General features: G+C 61.6%; 16 protein-coding genes. 5 read left to right on the top strand and 11 right to left on the bottom strand.

Annotated elements, in window-relative coordinates:
* The first annotated feature begins 32 nt into the window (after positions 1-32).
* Entirely contained in the window at positions 33-590 is a 558-nt protein-coding gene (locus NCHU2750_RS08800; RefSeq protein WP_119940091.1) for a hypothetical protein, read from the top strand.
* Positions 591-698: 108 nt separating this feature from the next.
* Here the strand turns inward: NCHU2750_RS08800 and folK are convergent, their stop codons facing one another.
* Genes folK through folP form a run of 3 tightly spaced genes read right to left on the bottom strand, consistent with a single transcriptional unit; the run spans position 699 to position 2,459 of the window.
* Positions 699-1,253 carry a 2-amino-4-hydroxy-6-hydroxymethyldihydropteridine diphosphokinase gene (gene folK, locus NCHU2750_RS08795; RefSeq protein WP_119940090.1) on the bottom strand — a complete coding sequence of 185 codons (555 nt, stop codon included), beginning with the start codon at positions 1,251-1,253 and terminating at the stop codon, positions 699-701.
* The gene (gene folB / locus NCHU2750_RS08790) at positions 1,222-1,587 is read right to left on the bottom strand and encodes a dihydroneopterin aldolase (RefSeq protein ID WP_119943134.1); all 366 of its coding nucleotides are present in this window, start codon (positions 1,585-1,587) and stop codon (positions 1,222-1,224) included. The genes folK and folB overlap by 32 nt, the downstream gene beginning before the upstream one ends.
* Entirely contained in the window at positions 1,587-2,459 is an 873-nt protein-coding gene (gene folP, locus NCHU2750_RS08785) for a dihydropteroate synthase (protein WP_245480369.1), read from the bottom strand. Before folP ends, folB begins: the two co-directional genes overlap by 1 nt.
* Before the next feature lie 106 nt (positions 2,460-2,565).
* On the opposite strand from folP, the gene NCHU2750_RS08780 reads away from it, so the two are divergent.
* Positions 2,566-3,186, top strand: coding sequence for a DUF922 domain-containing Zn-dependent protease (locus NCHU2750_RS08780; protein WP_119940089.1), 621 nt, complete (start codon positions 2,566-2,568; stop codon positions 3,184-3,186).
* A gap of 438 nt (positions 3,187-3,624) precedes the next feature.
* Here the strand turns inward: NCHU2750_RS08780 and NCHU2750_RS08775 are convergent, their stop codons facing one another.
* Together NCHU2750_RS08775 and NCHU2750_RS08770 are read right to left on the bottom strand one after the other, a co-directional pair.
* The gene (locus NCHU2750_RS08775; RefSeq protein WP_119940088.1) at positions 3,625-3,945 is read right to left on the bottom strand and encodes a 2Fe-2S iron-sulfur cluster-binding protein; all 321 of its coding nucleotides are present in this window, start codon (positions 3,943-3,945) and stop codon (positions 3,625-3,627) included.
* Positions 3,946-4,091: 146 nt separating this feature from the next.
* The gene (locus tag NCHU2750_RS08770; protein ID WP_502703831.1) at positions 4,092-4,463 is read right to left on the bottom strand and encodes an Hpt domain-containing protein; all 372 of its coding nucleotides are present in this window, start codon (positions 4,461-4,463) and stop codon (positions 4,092-4,094) included.
* Positions 4,464-4,927: 464 nt separating this feature from the next.
* On the opposite strand from NCHU2750_RS08770, the gene NCHU2750_RS08765 reads away from it, so the two are divergent.
* The gene (locus tag NCHU2750_RS08765) at positions 4,928-11,188 is read left to right on the top strand and encodes an apolipoprotein A-IV repeat region-like domain-containing protein (RefSeq protein ID WP_119940087.1); all 6,261 of its coding nucleotides are present in this window, start codon (positions 4,928-4,930) and stop codon (positions 11,186-11,188) included.
* A gap of 574 nt (positions 11,189-11,762) precedes the next feature.
* Here the strand turns inward: NCHU2750_RS08765 and NCHU2750_RS08760 are convergent.
* The 5 genes from NCHU2750_RS08760 to NCHU2750_RS08740 are packed head-to-tail and all read right to left on the bottom strand — an operon-like array spanning position 11,763 to position 16,359.
* Positions 11,763-12,278 (bottom strand): P-loop nucleotide/nucleoside kinase family protein, encoded by a 516-nt coding sequence (locus NCHU2750_RS08760; protein ID WP_119940086.1) that lies wholly within the window; start codon positions 12,276-12,278, stop codon positions 11,763-11,765.
* A gap of 60 nt (positions 12,279-12,338) precedes the next feature.
* Positions 12,339-12,953, bottom strand: coding sequence for an ABC-type transport auxiliary lipoprotein family protein (locus tag NCHU2750_RS08755; RefSeq protein WP_119940085.1), 615 nt, complete (start codon positions 12,951-12,953; stop codon positions 12,339-12,341).
* A gap of 21 nt (positions 12,954-12,974) precedes the next feature.
* Positions 12,975-14,345 (bottom strand): MlaD family protein, encoded by a 1,371-nt coding sequence (locus tag NCHU2750_RS08750; RefSeq protein WP_119940084.1) that lies wholly within the window; start codon positions 14,343-14,345, stop codon positions 12,975-12,977.
* A gap of 9 nt (positions 14,346-14,354) precedes the next feature.
* Positions 14,355-15,176, bottom strand: coding sequence for an ABC transporter ATP-binding protein (locus NCHU2750_RS08745; RefSeq protein WP_119943128.1), 822 nt, complete (start codon positions 15,174-15,176; stop codon positions 14,355-14,357).
* Between the two features lie 31 nt (positions 15,177-15,207).
* Entirely contained in the window at positions 15,208-16,359 is a 1,152-nt protein-coding gene (locus NCHU2750_RS08740) for an ABC transporter permease (protein WP_502703843.1), read from the bottom strand.
* Positions 16,360-16,461: 102 nt separating this feature from the next.
* Between NCHU2750_RS08740 and dgcA the strand changes: the two genes are divergently transcribed.
* Complete coding sequence (dgcA, locus tag NCHU2750_RS08735) at positions 16,462-17,445, top strand: N-acetyl-D-Glu racemase DgcA (protein ID WP_119940082.1); 984 nt, start codon at positions 16,462-16,464, stop codon at positions 17,443-17,445.
* A gap of 68 nt (positions 17,446-17,513) precedes the next feature.
* Here dgcA and NCHU2750_RS30420 read toward each other — a convergent pair whose 3' ends face one another.
* On the bottom strand, positions 17,514-17,708 hold the full coding sequence (locus tag NCHU2750_RS30420; protein ID WP_162939555.1) for a hypothetical protein: 195 nt from the start codon (positions 17,706-17,708) through the stop codon (positions 17,514-17,516).
* Positions 17,709-17,952: 244 nt separating this feature from the next.
* On the opposite strand from NCHU2750_RS30420, the gene NCHU2750_RS08730 reads away from it, so the two are divergent.
* Entirely contained in the window at positions 17,953-18,726 is a 774-nt protein-coding gene (locus NCHU2750_RS08730) for a class I SAM-dependent methyltransferase (RefSeq protein WP_245480367.1), read from the top strand.
* Positions 18,727-18,752 lie beyond the last annotated feature (26 nt).

The raw sequence follows: 18,752 nt of genomic DNA, 5'->3' as shown, positions 1-18,752 counted from the left end.
CGCTTTTGGCGGATCTTCCTGGGGAAAGTCTCATGCATTCGCGCTTCCTTTCGCTTTTCGGCGGACTTGCCGCCCTGACCCTGGCGACCGCGGCCCCCGCGTTTGCCCCTCAGGCCGAAGCCGCTTCGCGCGATCAGGTATTCTTCCAGTCCATCGCCGGTGCCTGGAAGGGGCCGGGCGAGATTGTTGCCGGCAAGTACAAGGGTACAAAATTCAGCTGCAACCTGACCGGCTCGCCGTCTCCGGATGGCGACACGGGCATCAAGCTTGACGGCACGTGCCGCGTCGGCGTGTTCCAGCAGCCGATGTCTGCAGTGATCACCCAGTCCGGCAACGGCTATACCGGCAAATTTCTCGATGGCGCCGAAGGCAAGGGCCTCGACATCGTTTCGGGTTCGGTCAACGGCGACAAGGTTGTGATGGGCATCAATCGCGCCAGACTGAATGGTGCAATGGTTGCCAGCGTGCGCGGCGACAACAAGATGAACATCACCATTTCGGTGAAGGTGGAAGACCAGATGGTCCCGGTGATCGGCCTGTCGCTCGATCGCGACGTCGATTCGATCGCCGTCGGTTCGATCAAGAAATAAGGCTGGGCCGCCGCGCCTATCCATCCCTTCCGCTGTTCATAATCGTCTTGAAGATCCGTTCGCATGGGACTGCCTGCGAACGGATTTTTTGTTTTCGGCAGAACGGAATCAGCCAGCAGTTGCGACCTGGCGCCACCAGAGGCCGTCGGGCTTGGCGATCCGCATTCCGGTCGAATTCAGACTTCCCGCCCAGCTCTGCGCCATGCGCCCGTTGATCATAAGATGCGGCGCGATATCGGCCAGCGGCAGCATGACAAAAGCACGTTCGGTCATGCGCGGATGCGGCAGTTCAAGCGCCTGCGTCTTCTGCTCGATATCGCCATAGGTGAGAATGTCGATATCAAGCGTACGTGGCCCCCATCGCTCGATGCGCACCCGCTTCATTTCCCGCTCCAGCGCAAGGCAGAGATCAAGCAGATCTTCCGGATGAAGTTCCGTCTCGATCAGGGCGCAACAGTTGAAGAAATCCGCCTGGTCGGTCTTTCCCCAGGGCGGCGTCAGATAGAGCCTTGAAACGGTGATGACACGGCAGTCCTTGCGGGCATCGAGCGCCTGCAGCGCCCGCGCCATGGCCTGCGCCGGGTCGCCGATATTGCCGCCGAGGCCCAGCGATGCGATTTCCCGCGGATGATCAAGCCCGGTGTTCAACACGAACCTCCACATGATCGAGAATGCCGGCGATCGGAACGCTCGGCTTGCGGATTGCCACCTCGACGCGCCGGATCAATGGTGACCATTTCGTCAGCCCGGTGGCGATGTCGTTTGCCAGCGCCTCGATCAGGTTCCGGCGGCTGCCGGTGACGATCTTTTCGACCAGCTCATAGGCCAGTCCGTAATGCACCGTCTGCTCGACATCGTCGGACACGAGTGCGTCGCCCGCCTCGACATCCATGACGACATCGACGAAAAACCGCTGGCCGAGCGCCGCCTCCTGCTCGAACACGCCGTGCCGGGCGTAGAAGCCGCAGTTCTTCAATGTGATCTGGTAGCTCGCCATCAGCTTTCCCTTGTCGTTTCAGTCGCCCGAGCGGCTTCCAGCACGGCATTGGCCATGCGCAGCGCGTCGAGATTGGCGGCCACGTTGTGGACGCGAAAAATGGAGGCCCCTGCGAGCCGCAACATGGCCGTGGTGGCTGCCGTTGCCGAATCCCGCTCTGCGGGCACTTCACGCCCGGTGATGGCGCCGAGAAACCGCTTGCGCGACGTGCCGACGAGCAGCGGAAAGCCCAGTCGTTCCAGCTCGCCGCAGCGCACCATCAGCTCGGCATCCTGTTGGCGATCGCGGACAAAGCCGAAGCCGGGGTCGAGTACGATCGCCTCGTCACTGACGCCTGCCGTCCTCGCCATGTCGAGCGATCGGCCGAAAAACATGATTTCGTCCTCGATGATATCTGCGCGATGATCGTCGCGGTCGCGCGCGGTATACATGATGCAGAGCCCGGCGCCGCTTTCAGAAACGACATCGGCCATCGCCGCGTCATATCTGAGGCCGTAGACATCGTTGACGATGTGGGCGCCGGCGGCAATTGCAAGCCTTGCCGTGTCGGCCCGGTAGGTATCGACGGATATCAGCGCATCGCCTTCCTTCGCCAGCGCCTCGATCACCGGCAGGATACGATCCTGTTCCTGCGCAGCACTGACCGGCTCAGCGCCGGGCCTGGTCGATTCACCGCCGATATCGAGAATGGTCGCGCCCTGCGCCAGACAGTCCTGGCCATGGGCGACGGCCTGGGCGACATCGACGAAGCGCCCGCCATCGGAAAAGCTGTCGGGTGTGACGTTGACGATCGCCATGATGTGGCCGCCCGGCTCGAGAGAGAGGCTGCGTCCGTGGGCAAGGCGCCATTCGCTGTTGCGCGGCGATGTCACAGGCCTCCCATCTTTTTGAAAGTAACGCAATTTTTCATGCCTTCGTGTTGCACTTGCGCAGGCTATGCCCCAAGCTCACCGTAACATCAACGTATCAGGCCAGAGAATGTTTTTGCTGCGCAGAGTCCACCGGCTTCTCGGTGCCGCTTTCCTGCTCTGCGTGAATGGGGCCCCGGCGCAGGCCGAACCCGTCATCACGAAGACCTATTCCTACTTTCGCATCGGCGGCAGCACAGCGGAAGAACTGGACAAGGCACTGGAACGCCATGGACCAACGACGATGACGACGGGTCATCGTCATCCGGGTGCGACCGAAATCAAGTTCGGCGGTGATGTTACCTATGTGGAAAAAGGTGGGCGCTGCTCGATCGGCGCGGTCAAGGTGACACTGCGCACTCATATCATCCTGCCGCGATGGACAAGCAACGGCAGAGCCGAGAAGGACCTGCGCTTCATCTGGGCGACGCTTTCGGCCGATATCAAGCGGCATGAAGAGCGGCATGCGGAAATCGCCCGCAACCATGCCCGCATGCTGGAGAAGCAATTGCTCGACCTGCCGTCGCGCCGGACCTGCGACGAGGTGGAGGCCTTGGTCAACGACACGACCCACAGCGTGCTTTCCTCACACGACAAGGCGCAGCAGGAATTCGACCGGATAGAGGCCGCCAATTTCGACGCCCGCATGACGCGCCTGCTCCAGTACCGCATCGATCAGCGCCAAAACTGAACGATCTCCATATTTTCGACGGATTTCACGATGGCCTGCGCCGTTCGGCCAAGCTTGCGCCAGGCTTGCGTCGATAATTGTGAATAACGGGTAATTTGTCGCGATAGCCGGATAGCGTGCACTCGCGTAAATATTAGCCATGCATTATTAAATGATTCACGGAGTGTCGTGAGTCACCGGCCCTTAGATGATTTGCGAGGGCGGCAGGCATGAATTGCAATCGGCGTCGAGTTGTCAAACTCCGCCGGTCCCGAATGCGGGCGCGCAAAACCGCCCGGAAATTTTGTTCAGAGAGTTCCCCCCGGCGCGTTGTAAGGCCGCAGGTGTTCCTCCCTCGCCTGCCCGCCTTGCGCCCACCTAGCCTCGCTCGCCTTGGCGGAGCGAGGCTTTTTTCGATGTAGCGCAGACAGGTATCGGGTTCGGAGCGGTCAGCTTCGATCAGGCCTGACGCTCGGGGACGTTGACGACGAGGCCGTCGAAATCGGCCTTCATCTTGATCTGACAGGAAAGCCTGGAATTGGGGCGCACGTCGAAAGCGAAGTCGAGCATGTCCTCTTCCATGGCTGCCGGCGGCCCGACCTTGTCGCTCCAGTCCTCGTCGACATAGACATGACAGGTGGCACAGGCACAGGCGCCGCCGCATTCGGCATCGATACCGGGAACGGAATTGCGCACGGCATTCTCCATCACCGTCGAGCCGTTATCCGCGTCGATTTCGAAGCGAGTTCCGTCGAAGGCTACGATGGTCAATTTCGTCATGTTGGGAAATCCGGGGTTGGCGACATGTTCTCAAGAGATCGTGTCTGCCACCAAAACGCCGGTCCAGTCAATCGCGCGGGCGACGCCGGCTTTGCTGGCGGCGCCTGAGGCGAATGCAGTGCGGCAAATCTTGCCGCACTGTCGCTTTATCGGCAAAGGCCGGTGATGAAATTTTCCGCCTCGATCATGCTCGCCTGGAGCGAAGCCATCGCGCCTGCATCCTCAGGCTCCGCTTCAAGGCGTTCCGCCGCGACTGAGACCTTGAAGGCGCCGATGGCTTTCGCCGATCCCTTGAGCCGGTGTGCCAATGCGACCGCGGTGTCGCGCTCGGCGGTGGAAATTTCCTGGAGGAGGCCGCGGGACTGGCGGGCGAACATCTGCAGGATCTCGGTCTCGAGCGCCTTGTCTCCCATCGTCTGTCTGGCCAGGTGAACGAGATCGATCGGGCGATCGCTGGAGGGGCTTGTCGTGCGGCTGTTGTCGGGAGTTTCAAACGCGATACGGGCTGCCATTGCCATCCGCCTCTTTCCTTGCTTTACTGACGTCTCAACTGTGGACTGTGCGCCCCCGGCCATGGTTATCCCGTTAAATTTCGGCACAAGCGCGGCGCAAATCGTTGCGAATGGTTAATTTCCGTTAAAGTGCCGCAATTGCAGCACTTTCGATCCGCAGTACGGTTTAAATTCTGTTAACAAGCGCATGACAGCGGTATCAGGATGGCGCGTTTCGTTTGTGCCAAATCCATGGATGTGCCACTACAATACGGTTTAGTCGGCCAATGGACCCATCCTGACGCTGACGTGTGACGGCCGGTAAGCTTTCATTATCATCCATTTGAAAGAACGGCCGTGAAATTGAATTGAAATGGGCGGTCGAAGGCTTAAACGCTGACGATCTCCGGCATGAGTATCCCGCTCATTCGATTGCAGGCGGCAGCAGATCGAGCGGGATGCCGGGCGTGTATGTAACGAGGCGTAACCGCATGGCGAAGAATACCACGAATGAATCGATCGACGAGACCGCTTTCCAGGCATTGGAAGATGCGCTGAAGATCGACTTCAACGACGACCCGCCCCGCGAAAACTCCGCTGCCTCGGAGGCCAGAGTGTCCGACACGCCACGATCCCGCCCTGCCCCACAGCAGCCAAGCCAATCCCGACAGGGTCAATCCCAGCCGGCCCAGGCCGATGCGCAGCGCTCGGCTGCCGCAGACCCCGCGCCCCGCTCGCCGGCCTTCGAGCCCGCCAATGATGCGGGCCGCCGGAACACGACCTCGATCATGCGGGCGCTCGACGGCGGCTCGATGCGCGGTGCAATCCGCAATGCGCTGATCGTCTCGGTCCTTTGGGCGGTCGCCGGCGTCGGCCTCGGCCAGCTGATTTATGGCGGCGAGCTGTGGCATATCACCTCCGTCGCCGGCGTGCTTGCCGCTCCCGGCATCGTGGCGCTTGCCGTCGGCATTCTCGTGCCGATCATGCTCTTCTTCGCCTTCGCCATCATGATGGCGCGCGCCCAGGATCTCAGGAATGCCGCCCGCTCTATGGCAGAGGTTGCGCTCCGCCTTTCCGAGCCGGAGACGATCGCGTCGGAACGCATCATGAGCGTCGGCCAAGCCGTGCGCCGCGAAGTTTCCGCCATGAACGAAGGTATCGAGCGCACGATCGCCCGCGCCTCCGAGCTGGAAGTTCTCGTTCATTCGGAAGTCAATGCGCTGGAACGCAGCTACAGCGACAATGAAATGCGCGTACGCGGACTGGTGCAGGAACTCGGCAACGAGCGTGAAGCGATCGTCAGCCATGCCGAGCGCATCCGCTCGTCGATGGTCGGTGCGCATGACCAGCTCAAGGAAGAGCTGTCGCTCGCCACCGAAGAGATTTCCATCCGCCTTGCCACATCCGGCGAAGCCTTCGCCTCGATGATCGACACGCGCGCCGCAGCCCTGATGGAGAAATCGGATGCGGCCGGTGAAGCGCTCGCCTCGCTTCTGTCCACCAAGACGGAAAACCTGATCGACACGCTGACCACGTCCGGGATGGCGCTGTCGACCGAGTTCGACATCCGCCTCGAAATGCTCGGCATGTCGCTGCAGGAACGCGGCGATGCGATCCTCTCGTCCTTCGAGACCCGCGCATCGAGCCTCGACGCCAATACCGAAAAGCTCAATGCGGCACTCGCCGACCGCACCCGCCAGCTGAACGAAACCCTGATTGCCCGCACGCGGGAGATCACCGAGGGCCTGACGAACAGCGAGAAGTCGATCACCGGCTCGCTCGATGGCGTGCTTTCCGCACTCAACCGCTCGCTCGACGACAAGAGCGCCTCGTTCCGCCAGAGCCTGCAGTCGGCTGCCGACGATGCGGCGATGGACCTCGATCTGCGCACCGGCTTCTTCGAAGAGCGCCTGACGACCACGATCGGCCAGCTGTCGACCACGTTCGACGAGGGCCTGTCGCAGTTCACCTCGGCCTTCGACCAGCGCGCCGGCAGCCTCGACAGCAAGCTGATGGACAGCCTTGCGCGCATCAACGAAACCGTTGCGGGTGGTTCGGAAGCGATCGACGGCATCCTGTCGTCCAGCATCGAACGCATCGGCAATGCGCTGACCGACCAGCAGCTGGCACTGGCAACGACACTCGGAACCGGCCAGGAAGTGCTGGATTCGATGCTCGAAGGCCGCTCCAAGGAATTCTCCGAGGCGCTCGCTGCCCGCTCCGGCGAGATCAGCGGCGCCTTCGGCGACGCGCATAACAAGATCGACATGATCATGGCGGCGCGTGGCGGCGAGATTTCCGCAAGCCTTGCCGATAGCCAGAAGCGTTTCGAAGACAGCATTGCAAGCCGCACCTCGGCGATCATCACCTCGGTGACGGAAAGCCACGAGCGCTTTGCCGGTGCCGTCGACGAGAAGGCCGGCGCGCTGCAGTCGCTGATGGCCGAGACGCCGGACCGCCTCGCCTCGATCCTCGACCAGAAGAGCGAAGAGATTTCGCGCGCCTTGTCTCAGAGCGAAACGCGCCTGACCGACGAGATGGACAAGCGCGCTTCGGCCTTCGACAATGCCCTGTCCACCAATCGCGACAGGCTGTCTGAAATCCTCGACGACAAGTCGATGGAAATCAGCACTTCGCTGGCGCTGCACGAGGACCGCCTCAGCTCGGCGCTCGCCGACCATACGACCAACCTGGAAAGCGCCGTCGCCAATGCCGACACGCGCCTGGAAGAGGCATTCGCAAAGCGTGCCGATGCCATTCGCGAGGCATTTGCCGACAACCAGCTCAATCTCGATATCTCGCTCGAGAGCCGCACGTCCGAACTGGCCGACCTGCTGCGCAATGGCAGCGATCGCCTCGAACAGACCGTTGGCGGTGCCGCCGGCCGGATCGAGACCGCGCTTTCCGAGGGTACCGAACGCTTCGACGCCACGATGAGCGGCGGCCTGCAGCGCATGGACGCCTCGCTCGCCACCAGCCACGAGCAGATCGGTGCTTCGCTGGCCGCCGGACACGAGCAGCTTGACGCCTCGCTGACCAGCGCACATGAGCAGATCACGTCTGCTCTGGGCAGTGGCCACGACCGCATCTCCTCATCGCTGACCTCCGGCCACGAACGGATTTCCGGCACGCTGTCGACCGCGGCCGGCCAGATTTCCGATGCGCTTTCGGCGAGCGGCGAACAGCTTGGCGACGTCGTCGGTTCCGCACATCTGCGGATGGCGGACGTGCTCAGCCAGGCAAATCGCGACATGTCTCAGGCACTCGACAGTGGCCATGAGCAGCTGCGCAGCACGCTCGACGAACGGGCTGCCACGATTTCCGGCACGCTGTCGGATGCCCGCGAGCAGATCGACAACCTGCTGATGGATCAGGCAACGACGATCGGCACGACGATTGCAACCAGCGCCAGCATGCTGGAAATGTCGCTCGAAGGGCAGCAGGAAGCGTTGCGCACAACGATCGACACTGCCGGCGAAATGCTCGAAACGCGGCTTCGCGACAATGTCGGCACGATTGCCGGCCAGCTTGGCGATGCAGCCCGCGACATCAGCCAGTCGACCGACGCCTTCACCTCGCGCGTCGAGAAGACCGTGGGTGGCGTGTCGACCGCGCTCGACAATGCCGGCAACCGCATCGAAGTCACCTTCGGCGGTCTGGAAGACCGGATCCGCAACGAGATCGGCAATGTCAGCTCGCTGGTCGACACTGCCGGCGCAAGCCTTGCCGATACCCTGGGTGCGCGCACGAGCGACCTGGAACGCGTATCGAACGCCGCAGCGGACCGCATCGCAGAGGCGGTCAGCGGCAGCAGCATCGGCATCGAGATCGCCACCAGCGAAGCCGCCGAGCGCATTGCCCGCACGATCGAGGAGCGCACCGGCGCACTCGAACAGTCGACAGATCAGGCTGCGTCCCGCATCGCCCGCACGATGGAAGAACGCTCCGGCGTCCTTGAACAGTCGACGGACAGGGCGGCTGCGCGTATCACCGAAACCCTCGATGGTCGTACGGCTCATATCGAGGAGCGCTTCGGCACGATGGACAAGGCCCTCGCCTTCGGCCTCGAAAACGTCGCCAAGACGATCGAAGGCAAGGCTGTCGGCTTTGCATCTTCGCTGCGCGACGCGGTGGCTAATGCCGGCCAGGGGATGAACGAGGAAGCCAGTCGCTCGGCTGAGGCGCTGGCGCGTGCAGGCGCCGACTTCACCCAAGAGCTCAGCAGCCGCAACGGCGAATTCACCCGCGCCATCGAAGACCGCTCCAACGAGATCGTCGGCCGCCTTTCCGAAACGCAGAGCCGCCTCGCCGGCCAGGCTGCGACCGTCGCCCAGGCCTTCTCCGATGCCGGCAGCGCCATCGTCAGCAAGGTGGCGGAGGCCGACAAGCTGGTGAAGCAGCAGGTCGACGCGATCTCGGTTGCGCTCGGCAATGCCGAAAAGGCGCTCGACGACCGTGGTCAGTCGATCCGCTCGACGCTGTCGGATGCGGCAAGCGAACTCGACGTCGCACTGGATGCCGTCGACCGGGCGCTCGCCGCCCGCGGCGACGCCATCCGCACGGCGCTCGACAGCCGCTCGCGCGACCTCAATTCCATGCTTTCCAGCCGTTCCGAAGAACTGTCTCGCCTGCTCGACGAGAAGGCAAAGCCGATGATGGACGCCTATGCGGAAAGCGGCCGTACCGCCGCCGAGCGCATGGAATCTGCGGCCCGTCAGGGTGCCGAGCGTCTCGGCGCCGTCAGCCAGCAGAGTGCAGAACGGCTCACAGCCATCAGCCAGCAGGGTATCGAGGGCCTGAGCTCCGCCGCACAGCAGAGCGCCGAACGGCTGGCCTCTGCCGCCAAGGAAACCAGCGCCCGCATCCGCGAGGAAAATGCAGCCCTGGTGGACGCGATCGCTGCCCGCGCCAACGAGACTCTTGCCGCTCTCAATCAGCGTACGGAAGCCGCCGCCCATATGGTGCGCGGTGCCGAACAGAGCCTGCTTGCCAATGTCGACGGCATTATCGAGCGGCTGTCTTCCAGCAACGTCAACATCGCGACGCTGGTTGAGAATGCGGCAACGCAGCTCGCCGCCACCGACCAGAAGCTCGACGAAACCGCATCGCGCTTTGCCCATTCGGCCGGATCGGCTGCCGATCTCGTTGCCGGCTCCAGCAGACTGCTCGAAAACAATATCGACCGCCTGGTCAATATTTCCGGCCAGACGCTCAGCCAGGTCGGCGGTATTGTCGGCCGCTTCGAGGACCATTCCAGGGTTCTCGCTCAGGCTTCCGAGCTTCTGAACGCTGCCCAGTCAAACCTCGTCAGCACGCTCGACGAACGCCAGGATGCCCTGCGCAGCCTGTCTGTCGGACTGGTGAAGCGTTCGGACGAAATCGAAGCCACGCTGAAGAACCTCACCGCTCTGGTCGATGGTGCCTTCGAACGGGCCGAAGAGCGCACCGCCCATGTCGGCGACAAGCTGCGTGATGGGCTCAGCACCTCGTTTGCCGATATCGGCCGCCGTCTCGGAGAGACCCAGCAGCGCGCCGAACATACCGCACAGGTCATGCGCGCCGCCCTGCTCGATGCCGGTGACGAAGCCAACCGCACGATCGAAACGACACTGTCGGAAGCTGAAAAGCGCGCCCGTGACCTCGCAGACCAGATGCGCGGCAATATTTCCGGCTCGCTTTCGGATGTCGAACGGCTGATGGGCGAGGCTTCGCAGCGCTCCGACACGGCCGCCCAGCATCTGCGCGAGACGCTTCGCCAGTCGGTTGAGGAAGCGGTCGGCCGCTTCTCCGGCGCCACCGATGAAATCCGCCGCTCGGCCAACGACATCCGCCAGGAGCTCGATGCAACGCGTTCTGAACTGAAGCGCGGCGCATTCGACCTGCCGGAAGAAGCCAAGGAAAGTGCAGCCGCTATGCGCCGCGCGGTTTCCGAGCAGATCAAGGCGCTGCAGGAAATCTCGCAGCTGGTCGGCCGCTCGTCGCAGCAGATGGAGGTCTCCGAGGCAAGCCAGCCGCGGGTTCAGGCGAGCGCCGTGACGTCCGGCCCGACCTCGCCGGTTCGCCCGCAGCCGCAGATCGCCCAGCAGTCAGCACCTGCCCCGGTACAGGCTCCGGCCGCACCGCGCAACGATCCCTATGCCGCAGGCATGCTGCGCGGCAGCCTGCCTGCCGACCGTCCGGTCGCAGCGCCGGCCCAGGCGACCGTTCGTGCGCCTCAGCCGGTGTCTCCGGCAGGCCAGGCCACGCCGGCCGCACAGGCTGGCCAGGGTGGATGGATCAGCGATCTGCTGCGTGGCGCCTCGCGTGACGAAACGGCTACTCAGGCACCTGCCCGTCCGGCAGCACCACGTGCGGCCGAACCCGCCCCTGCACCGCGGACCGCCAACGGCGACAACCGCAATCCGCGTCACATGGTGGAATCGCTGAACTCGCTCTCCGTGGACATCGCCCGCGCCATCGATCACGATGCCTCTGTCGACCTGTGGCGGCGCTACCAGCGTGGCGAGCGCGACGTCTTTACCCGTCGCCTCTACACGCTGAAGGGCCAGCAGACCTTCGACGACATCAAGCGCAAGTATGACCGCGAGCCGGAATTCCGCACCGCCGTCGACCGCTACATCTCGGATTTCGAGAAGCTGCTCGCCGACGTCGCCCGCACCGACCACGACCGCACCGTGACGCAGAGCTACCTGACCTCCGATACCGGCAAGGTCTATACGATGCTTGCCCACGCCGCCGGCCGGTTCGGCTGAGGACACGCTTCCAGCCAAAAAGGAAAAGGCCGCTCGGAGAGGCGGCCTTTTTCATGCGCCATCGTGGATCAAGGCGATATCGGCCATCGATTGCCGTCTATTTGCGGCGCCAGATGAATGATTGAATGCGGAAGAGATCAATGGGATATCTTGCGGTGCCGCCGACGAGATCGACGTAGCCTGTGGGCGCTAACGACCTCAACCCCCATATAGCCGATAAAGCAGGTCCGCAACCTGTACATATCCATCGTCATGAAGGGCGCCACAATAGCCCTGGCCTGCACAAATGGCAGTCAGAAGGCCATCGAAATCCGATCTTTTGGACATCGTGAAACCCGGCGGTCCGGGCTGAACGTTGATTTACGTCCATGACAACAGCGATTTACGGATATGTCAATTGGCGCTACGGCCGCATCCGGCGACAGCGGCGAGATCTTCCATGGAGATATCAAGGTTCGTCTAACGGGACGGCGGCGGCCAAGCGATTGTAGAAGGCAGGGGCGGCGACCGACTGGTCTAAATGGGCCACCGGCTAAAGCGCTTATTCCGGCTGCCGGAGATCTAGGTCTGAGATTCAAGGGGCCGCCGGCGCACGGCTTTCCAGTTGCAGATCCGAAATCAACGCATCAACGATGGCGTCCGGGGCGGCATCAGACGTGTCGACCAGCATCGGCTTGATATCCCAGTCCTCGAACATGCGTGCCTCCGTGGCCGCCCAGCCCGGTTTTACCAGGCCCGGCACATCGGTCGCGCGGGTTTCGACGCGTCGGCGATGTTCAGCCTTGTCCGAACAGGTGACATGAATATCGACCGACCGGACGCCGAGACGCTGTGCCACGGCACGCCATGCCCGCCGCGTGACGAGCAGGCCGTTGACGGAATCGGCCACGACCACATGGCCAAGCGAGAGATTGTCCTCGGCGACGCCATAGGCGGCCATGTAGCCGGCGGGACCCGCATCAAGCCCTGCTGCGCGGATATTCTGTTCGATCGTGTCGACACGGACATGGACGGCAGCGATGCGTCTGGCCAGCAGACGGGCGATCGTTGTCTTGCCGACGCCGGGGAGCCCCGCCAGTATGATCAGCATCGGCGGTGTCTCCCGTTAGCCTGGCATGCGGCGCGATTCATCTGCCAAAGATGGTGGAATTCACATCGACTTCAGCGACCAGTCGACGATATCGCCGCCGACCGTGGCGAAGGCGCGGTCGAGGGCGTCGACGAAGTCGCTGTTTTCAGCGCCATGTACCGGTGACGTGGCCTTGAATACAGACTGAGCCTTGACCGTGCCGGTGCGGTCATTGAGGATCTTGGCCGAGATCTCGACATTGGCCATGCGGTTGCCGGTGGTCGTTACCTCGAAGGAGCGGATATCGGTGACGATCTGGTAATCGATGGCGAGGCCCTGCCCTGGCTTCCCGACACCACCGAGGCGGCCGGTATTTTCGAAAGCCTGAACGAGCTTCGACTGGACGAGGCGCGGCAGGCGGTCACCCCAGCGGGAATCGGCCAGATATTGCAGTTCCGATGACGAGACGCGCACGACGACCTGTTCGCTGTCCAGCATCTTCACCGCCGTCGGTTCCGGCACAAGAATCTGGCGGTTCTTCAGCGACGGGCCTTGGGCGACCGGCGTCATGTGCAGGTCGAACGTGTCGTTATTGGCCTTGGTGCCGCAGCCGGTGAGCAGTGCCGCGACCAAGGGCAGCGTCAGCAGCATGGCGCGGCGGGCGGCGGGCAGGTGCGAAAACGTCAATAGACTCATGAACTCTTGAACCCCTGCCTGTTAGCGCCTTGTGCGGCCGTCAAATTGCTTGACGGTCTCGCCGCCGAACAGCAATCGCTGCGGATTGTCGTCGAAATTGGTGATGGTCTGATTGAGATTGTCCACCGTGCGGCGGGTATCGGTCACCAGCGTCTGGATGTTGTTCAGACCGCTGGTCGAGAAGCGCTGCAGGCTATCGGCAATCGGTCCGACGCGGGAGTTGATGTTGTCTGCCACCGTCTTGAAGGATTGCAGCGTCTGACGTGCCTGCGCAAACAGGCCCTGCGAATCGTCGCTGGAGACGAGGCCGTCGACCTTGGCGAGGATCGTGTTGACCTGGGTCGAGGCACCGTTCAGCTTCTTTGCCAGTTCGGTGAAATCGGTGATCGCCTTGTTGATGTCCTGCGAGCGATGCGCGACGTCGTCGATCACGCCGCGGGCGGAGGAAAGGGTCTGCCTTGCATCCTCGGAAGCGGCCGAAATGTTCTGGATGGTTTTGCCGATCTGGCCCGGGTCGACGGCCGCCATCAGGTTGTCGGCACGCTTCAGCACGGATTGCGCGTCGGTGCCCGCCTGGGCGAAGCTTGCAGCAGCATTGCGGACATTGTCGATGACCGGTCCGAGATTGTCGGAAGCATTGGCGGCGTTACGCGTCAGACGTTCGGCATTGCCGACCACCTGGTTTACACGATCGGCATCGATCGCGCGGACAAGCTGCTCGGCAGCCTGCAGGGTAGAGTTCAGCGTGCCGGAAACCCGGTCGACCGTCACCGAGAGCGTCGACAGGCTGTTGAGGAATTTGTCGATATTGTCGGAATTCTTGGAAAGCGCCCCGGTGAAGGTATCGACATTGCGGATCGTCTGGGTCAACGGACCACGTGCATCACCGACGAAGCCCTGAATGTCGCCGATTGCCGCATCGGCTTTCTGCAAGATCTTGTCGGCAGTCGCGAGCAGGTTGGTGACGCTCGACTGGTCGGCGATCAGGACAGCCGGGCGGCCAGCATCCATCGACTTCTTGAGGATGTTTTCCTCGCCCTTGGCGCCACCGGAAAGCTCGATATAGGCCGCGCCCGTCAGGCCCTGCACTTCGAGCACGGCCTTGGTAGACTGATAGACCGGCGCATCGGCACGCACCTGGGTGAAGGCAATGGAATAACGCGGGTCGTCCGGATCGATGGTCAGGCCGCGCACGGAGCCGACCGGAATGCCGTTGAAGCGCACCGGCGAGCCGACCGAGAGACCGTTTGCGGAGCCGGGGATGCGAATCGCCAGATCTGCCGTCGGCCCTCCACGACCGGACTGCGCCATCCAGTAAACGAAGCCGAAGGCGGCGGCGATCACCAGCAGGGTAAAGAAGCCGACCAGGGCGTAGTTTGCTTTCGTTTCCATGGACTTAGATCACTTCCTCACGTCTGCCGGCGGCTGGTTTTCATTGGTCACGACGGAGCGCGCCCGCTTTCCTCGGAAATAGGATTGAACCCACGGATCATCGAATGCGAACATATCCTGCAGCGTACCCTCAACCAATACCCGTTTCTGGCCGAGCACGGCAATACGGTCACAGACCGAAAACAGACTGTCGAGGTCGTGGGTCACCATATAGACGGTAAGACCCAGCGTATCGCGCAACTTGGCAATCAGCGCATCGAAATCGGCAGCGCCGATCGGGTCGAGACCGGAGGTCGGCTCGTCGAGGAAAACAAGGTCGGGATCGAGCGCTAGCGCACGGGCAAGCGCTGCACGCTTGATCATGCCGCCCGAAAGCTCCGAAGGGTATTTATCGGCCGCATCCGGCGGCAGGCCGACAAGTTCGAGCTTCAGATAGGCGAGTTCGTCCATCAGCGACTGCGGCAAATCGAGATATTCGCGCATCGGCAGCTGGATGTTTTCCTTCACCGTCAGCGCCGAGAAGAGCGCACCATGCTGGAACAGCACGCCGAGCCGCGTGTCGAGCGCCATGCGCTCCTGATCGGTCGCCTTCTCGTAGTTGACGCCGAGGATCTTGATCTCGCCTGCCCGGTGCGGCAGCAGCCGCAGCACGGTGCGCATCAAGACCGACTTGCCGGTACCCGATGCACCGACGAAACCGAGAATTTCGCCGCGATAGATATCGAGGTTGAGGTTGTCGAGAACCAGCTTTTCGCCGAAACCGACCTTCAGGTCGCGCACCGAGAGGACGACCTGACGATCGTCGCCACCCGCTGCTGTCCTGTTGTCCATCACCTGAAGTCCGTCTTCCATGCCCGCCGCCTCAGAAATCGATCGAGGAATAGAAGATGGCGAAAAGCGCATCCATGAGAATAACGGCGAAGATCGACTTCACCACCGCGGAGGTGACGTGCTGGCCGAGCGATTCGGCGCTGCCGCCGACCTTCATGCCTTCGACAGCAGCGACGATGCCGATGGCCAGCGCCATGAACGGCGCCTTGATCATGCCGGAAGCCACCGACGTATAATCGACCGCTTCGTGAAGGCGCGACAGGAATGTGTCGAAGGTGATGCCAGAATAGCTCCAGGCGACGATGGCCGCACCGTAGAGTGCCGCGAAGTTTGCGATGATGGTCAGGAGCGGCAGGGCGATCGTCAGGGCCACGAGACGCGGAAAGATCAATACGCCGATCGGGTTGAGGCCGATGACCGTCAACGCGTCGATTTCCTCCCGCATCTTCATCGATCCGATCTCGGCGGTGATGGCGCTGCCCGATCGGCCGGCGATCATGATCGCGGTCAACAGCACGCCGATTTCGCGCAATTGCAGAATGCCGACGAGGTCGACGACGAAGATCTCGGCGCCGAAATAGCGCAGCTGGAAGGCGCCCTGCTGGGCGATGATCGCACCGATCAGGAAGGACATCAGCACGATGATCGGAACCGCCCTCACCCCCATGCGGTCGATATGGGTGACGACGGAGGCCGGAGACACGCCCGAGCCGCGACCGAATTTCAGCTGCGCACCCCGCACGGCGGAGCCGAGGATGTGCATCGCCGCATAGAAATCGCTGCCGACTTCTGCGACCAACTTGCCGGGCGGCGAGAAGATGCGTTCGAACAAGCTTCGCTTGTCGGGACCGGGCGGCGGCGGCGCCGGCGACGTTTCGGGCATCGCACCGATCAATTCCTCAATCGTGCCGTTGCCACCCGACACCTGCGGTTCATGCCCCTCGCCGCTCTTTGCCGTCATCAGGCGGCGAATCAACCAGGCGCCGGCCGTGTCTATTCCGGTTATGCCCGAGACGTCTATTTCGACCGCCCCTTTGCCTCCGGTCTTGGCCAGATGGTCGAGCGTCTTCAGCACCGGCGAGATCGAATGATTGCGCCAGTCGCCCGAGAGAATATAGCGCTCCGCGCCATCCGGCAGCTCTTGCGCTTCGATTTTGGCCTGACTGGAACTCACGTGTGGCAGGTGCTCGCTACTTGGGTCATTTGCGCAATCCATTGATTGCGCTCCGGTAAAACGCAATATAGCTGCATCGGCCCGATTTGCCACAACAGGACGCGTAAAACCATGCCCCGTCACCTTGAAGCAACAATCGAGGCCTTCCCCATTGCCGGCAGTTTCACCATCTCGCGGGGCTCGAAAACGACGGCGGACGTCGTCGTCTGCACCATCACGGAAGGCGGCATTGCCGGTCGTGGCGAATGCGTGCCCTATCGTCGTTACGGCGAGACGATGGAAGGCGTATTGGCCGAGATAAAGGCGGTTTCGCAGGCGATCGAGGCCGGAATGACGCGCGATCGGTTGCAGGAAGGGATGAAGCCCGGTGCCGCCCGCAATGCGGTCGATTGCGCTCTCTGGGATCTGGAGGCCAAAAGCACGCGACGGCGGGTCGGCGAGATGATCGGGATGACCGGTCGCGAACCCATCATCACGGCCTTCACATTGTCGTTGGCGGATGCGGCAACCATGGCGGCGGATGCCAAAAAGAACTGTGCACGACCTCTGCTGAAGATCAAGCTGGGCACCGAAGATGACGAAGCGCGCATGCGGGCGGTGCGTGATTCGGCTCCCGAATCGCGAATCATCGTCGATGCCAACGAGGGGTGGACGGCCCACAATATCGAGCGTCACCTCGATATCGCCAAATCCCTCGGCATTGCGTTGATCGAACAGCCGCTACCGGCCGGCGATGATGCGCTGTTGTCGCGCATCGAGCGCCCGGTTCCGATCTGCGCCGATGAAAGCGTCCATTCCACCGGCGACCTCGCGTCGCTTCGCGACCGCTACGATGCCGTCAACATCAAGCTCGACAAGACCGGCGGCCTGACCGAGGCGCTGCGGACGAAGACTGAGGCGAAACGACTGGGCTTTCAAATCATGGTCGGCTGCATGGTCGGAACATCGCTTGCGATGGCACCGGCGGTGCTTCTGGCCGCAGATACGGATTATGCCGATCTCGACGGGCCGCTTCTGCTTGCCCGTGATCGAGAAAACGGGCTTAGATATGAAGGCTCGCTGGTCTATCCGCCGGAAGCCGGCCTGTGGGGCTGAAACCGGCCAGCCAGAATGATGATGGCAAGGCGATGATGGTAAAGCCGATGGCTGCATCGGCGACATGATCAGGAGACTGGCGCTACGGTAATCGCGATGACGATACCGACAAGTATTGCCGTGCCGCCGCACAAACACGCCGTCGTAGAGACATAGGCGAAGGAAGACCCGACGCACTGCAAAACCAGATAGGTGGCAACACTCGGGTCGAGCGGAGTGCACACCCAGCGAGCAATCGCGACGGCGCAACCGAACCGGATCATGGCCGACATATCTCAGGATCCGGCCCACCACGCGCAAATCGCAGCCATATTAGAGGTTCGCAATTGACCCGACACAGTCCGCTGCCGGATCAGCCAGCCTACAAATCGAAGCGACCAGACCCATCCAGAATAATTAAAGTGTAATATAAATGATCAACATGTAATCGAATTTTTCAACTTTCGTTTTGACTATTTGACGACCTTAAAATACCATAGGTTGCAGTGCTTCAGGATGGATTATCCAATGAACGCAGATGACACCTCACCATTGATGGATGATATCGTCGAGCGGGAACGCGAATTCCATAACAATAGGTTTTCCCAGGATTCTGATCCGCGCGAATTTCTCGACAAGTGGTATAGAACCATCAAAAACGGCGCGGATGCGCAGGATGAACAGGTTATCCGGCTGTCAAAGAACGCCGATGTAATGGAATATGGGTGCTCTGACGGCGGACTTTCTATCGATCAACTCCGCCTGCCGCGTTTTGCAAAATCACTCAGCGGCATCGATATTTCAGACGTCGCAATAGCCAAAGCGAACGATAAAGCGAGGCTCCAAGGCCACAAGAACTCAACGTTTTACGCTATGGACGCGCAAAACATGACGTTTAAGGCAGAGAGTTTTGATTTGGTTTTCGGTCGAGGCATTATCCACCACCTCGATCTGGACCTATGCTACGCGGATGTATGCCGTGTGTTGAGGCCTGGTGGACGAGCGGTATTTTATGAGCCTATGGGGCACAATCCTGTGCTCAATCTTTACCGCGCCAGGACGCCAGAGATCCGAACACCTGATGAGCATCCTCTGCTGGTAGCGGACTTTAAACTCGCGAAGAAGTATTTCTCCGGAGTATCTGTCACATATTTCGGGCTCGCAACAGTGCTCAGCGCCGTGGTTCCGGGTACTGCCGGTCGTGTCGGTTTACAATTGGGACACGCTGCGGACGCAGTATTGCTCAACATTCCATTTATCCGACGATTTGCGTGGTATGCACTGATCACTCTTCAAAAATAATCGTCTAGACACCTCGATTACCTTGA

Source organism: Neorhizobium sp. NCHU2750, assembly GCF_003597675.1.
Classification (GTDB): domain Bacteria; phylum Pseudomonadota; class Alphaproteobacteria; order Rhizobiales; family Rhizobiaceae; genus Neorhizobium.
This window is presented reverse-complemented; position numbering and strand designations above follow the sequence as displayed.

What these genes read in the sequence shown, in the direction of transcription:
- NCHU2750_RS08800 (WP_119940091.1), top strand. Translation starts at nt 33, where the DNA reads ATGCATTCGCGCTTCCTTTCGCTTTTCGGCGGACTTGCCGCCCTGACC.
- folK (WP_119940090.1), bottom strand. Translation starts at nt 1,253, where the DNA reads ATGTGGAGGTTCGTGTTGAACACCGGGCTTGATCATCCGCGGGAAATC.
- folB (WP_119943134.1), bottom strand. Translation starts at nt 1,587, where the DNA reads ATGGCGAGCTACCAGATCACATTGAAGAACTGCGGCTTCTACGCCCGG.
- NCHU2750_RS08780 (WP_119940089.1), top strand. Translation starts at nt 2,566, where the DNA reads ATGTTTTTGCTGCGCAGAGTCCACCGGCTTCTCGGTGCCGCTTTCCTG.
- NCHU2750_RS08775 (WP_119940088.1), bottom strand. Translation starts at nt 3,945, where the DNA reads ATGACGAAATTGACCATCGTAGCCTTCGACGGAACTCGCTTCGAAATC.
- NCHU2750_RS08770 (WP_502703831.1), bottom strand. Translation starts at nt 4,463, where the DNA reads ATGGCAATGGCAGCCCGTATCGCGTTTGAAACTCCCGACAACAGCCGC.
- NCHU2750_RS08765 (WP_119940087.1), top strand. Translation starts at nt 4,928, where the DNA reads ATGGCGAAGAATACCACGAATGAATCGATCGACGAGACCGCTTTCCAG.
- NCHU2750_RS08760 (WP_119940086.1), bottom strand. Translation starts at nt 12,278, where the DNA reads ATGCTGATCATACTGGCGGGGCTCCCCGGCGTCGGCAAGACAACGATC.
- NCHU2750_RS08755 (WP_119940085.1), bottom strand. Translation starts at nt 12,953, where the DNA reads ATGAGTCTATTGACGTTTTCGCACCTGCCCGCCGCCCGCCGCGCCATG.
- NCHU2750_RS08750 (WP_119940084.1), bottom strand. Translation starts at nt 14,345, where the DNA reads ATGGAAACGAAAGCAAACTACGCCCTGGTCGGCTTCTTTACCCTGCTG.
- NCHU2750_RS08745 (WP_119943128.1), bottom strand. Translation starts at nt 15,176, where the DNA reads ATGGACAACAGGACAGCAGCGGGTGGCGACGATCGTCAGGTCGTCCTC.
- dgcA (WP_119940082.1), top strand. Translation starts at nt 16,462, where the DNA reads ATGCCCCGTCACCTTGAAGCAACAATCGAGGCCTTCCCCATTGCCGGC.
- NCHU2750_RS30420 (WP_162939555.1), bottom strand. Translation starts at nt 17,708, where the DNA reads ATGATCCGGTTCGGTTGCGCCGTCGCGATTGCTCGCTGGGTGTGCACT.
- NCHU2750_RS08730 (WP_245480367.1), top strand. Translation starts at nt 17,953, where the DNA reads ATGAACGCAGATGACACCTCACCATTGATGGATGATATCGTCGAGCGG.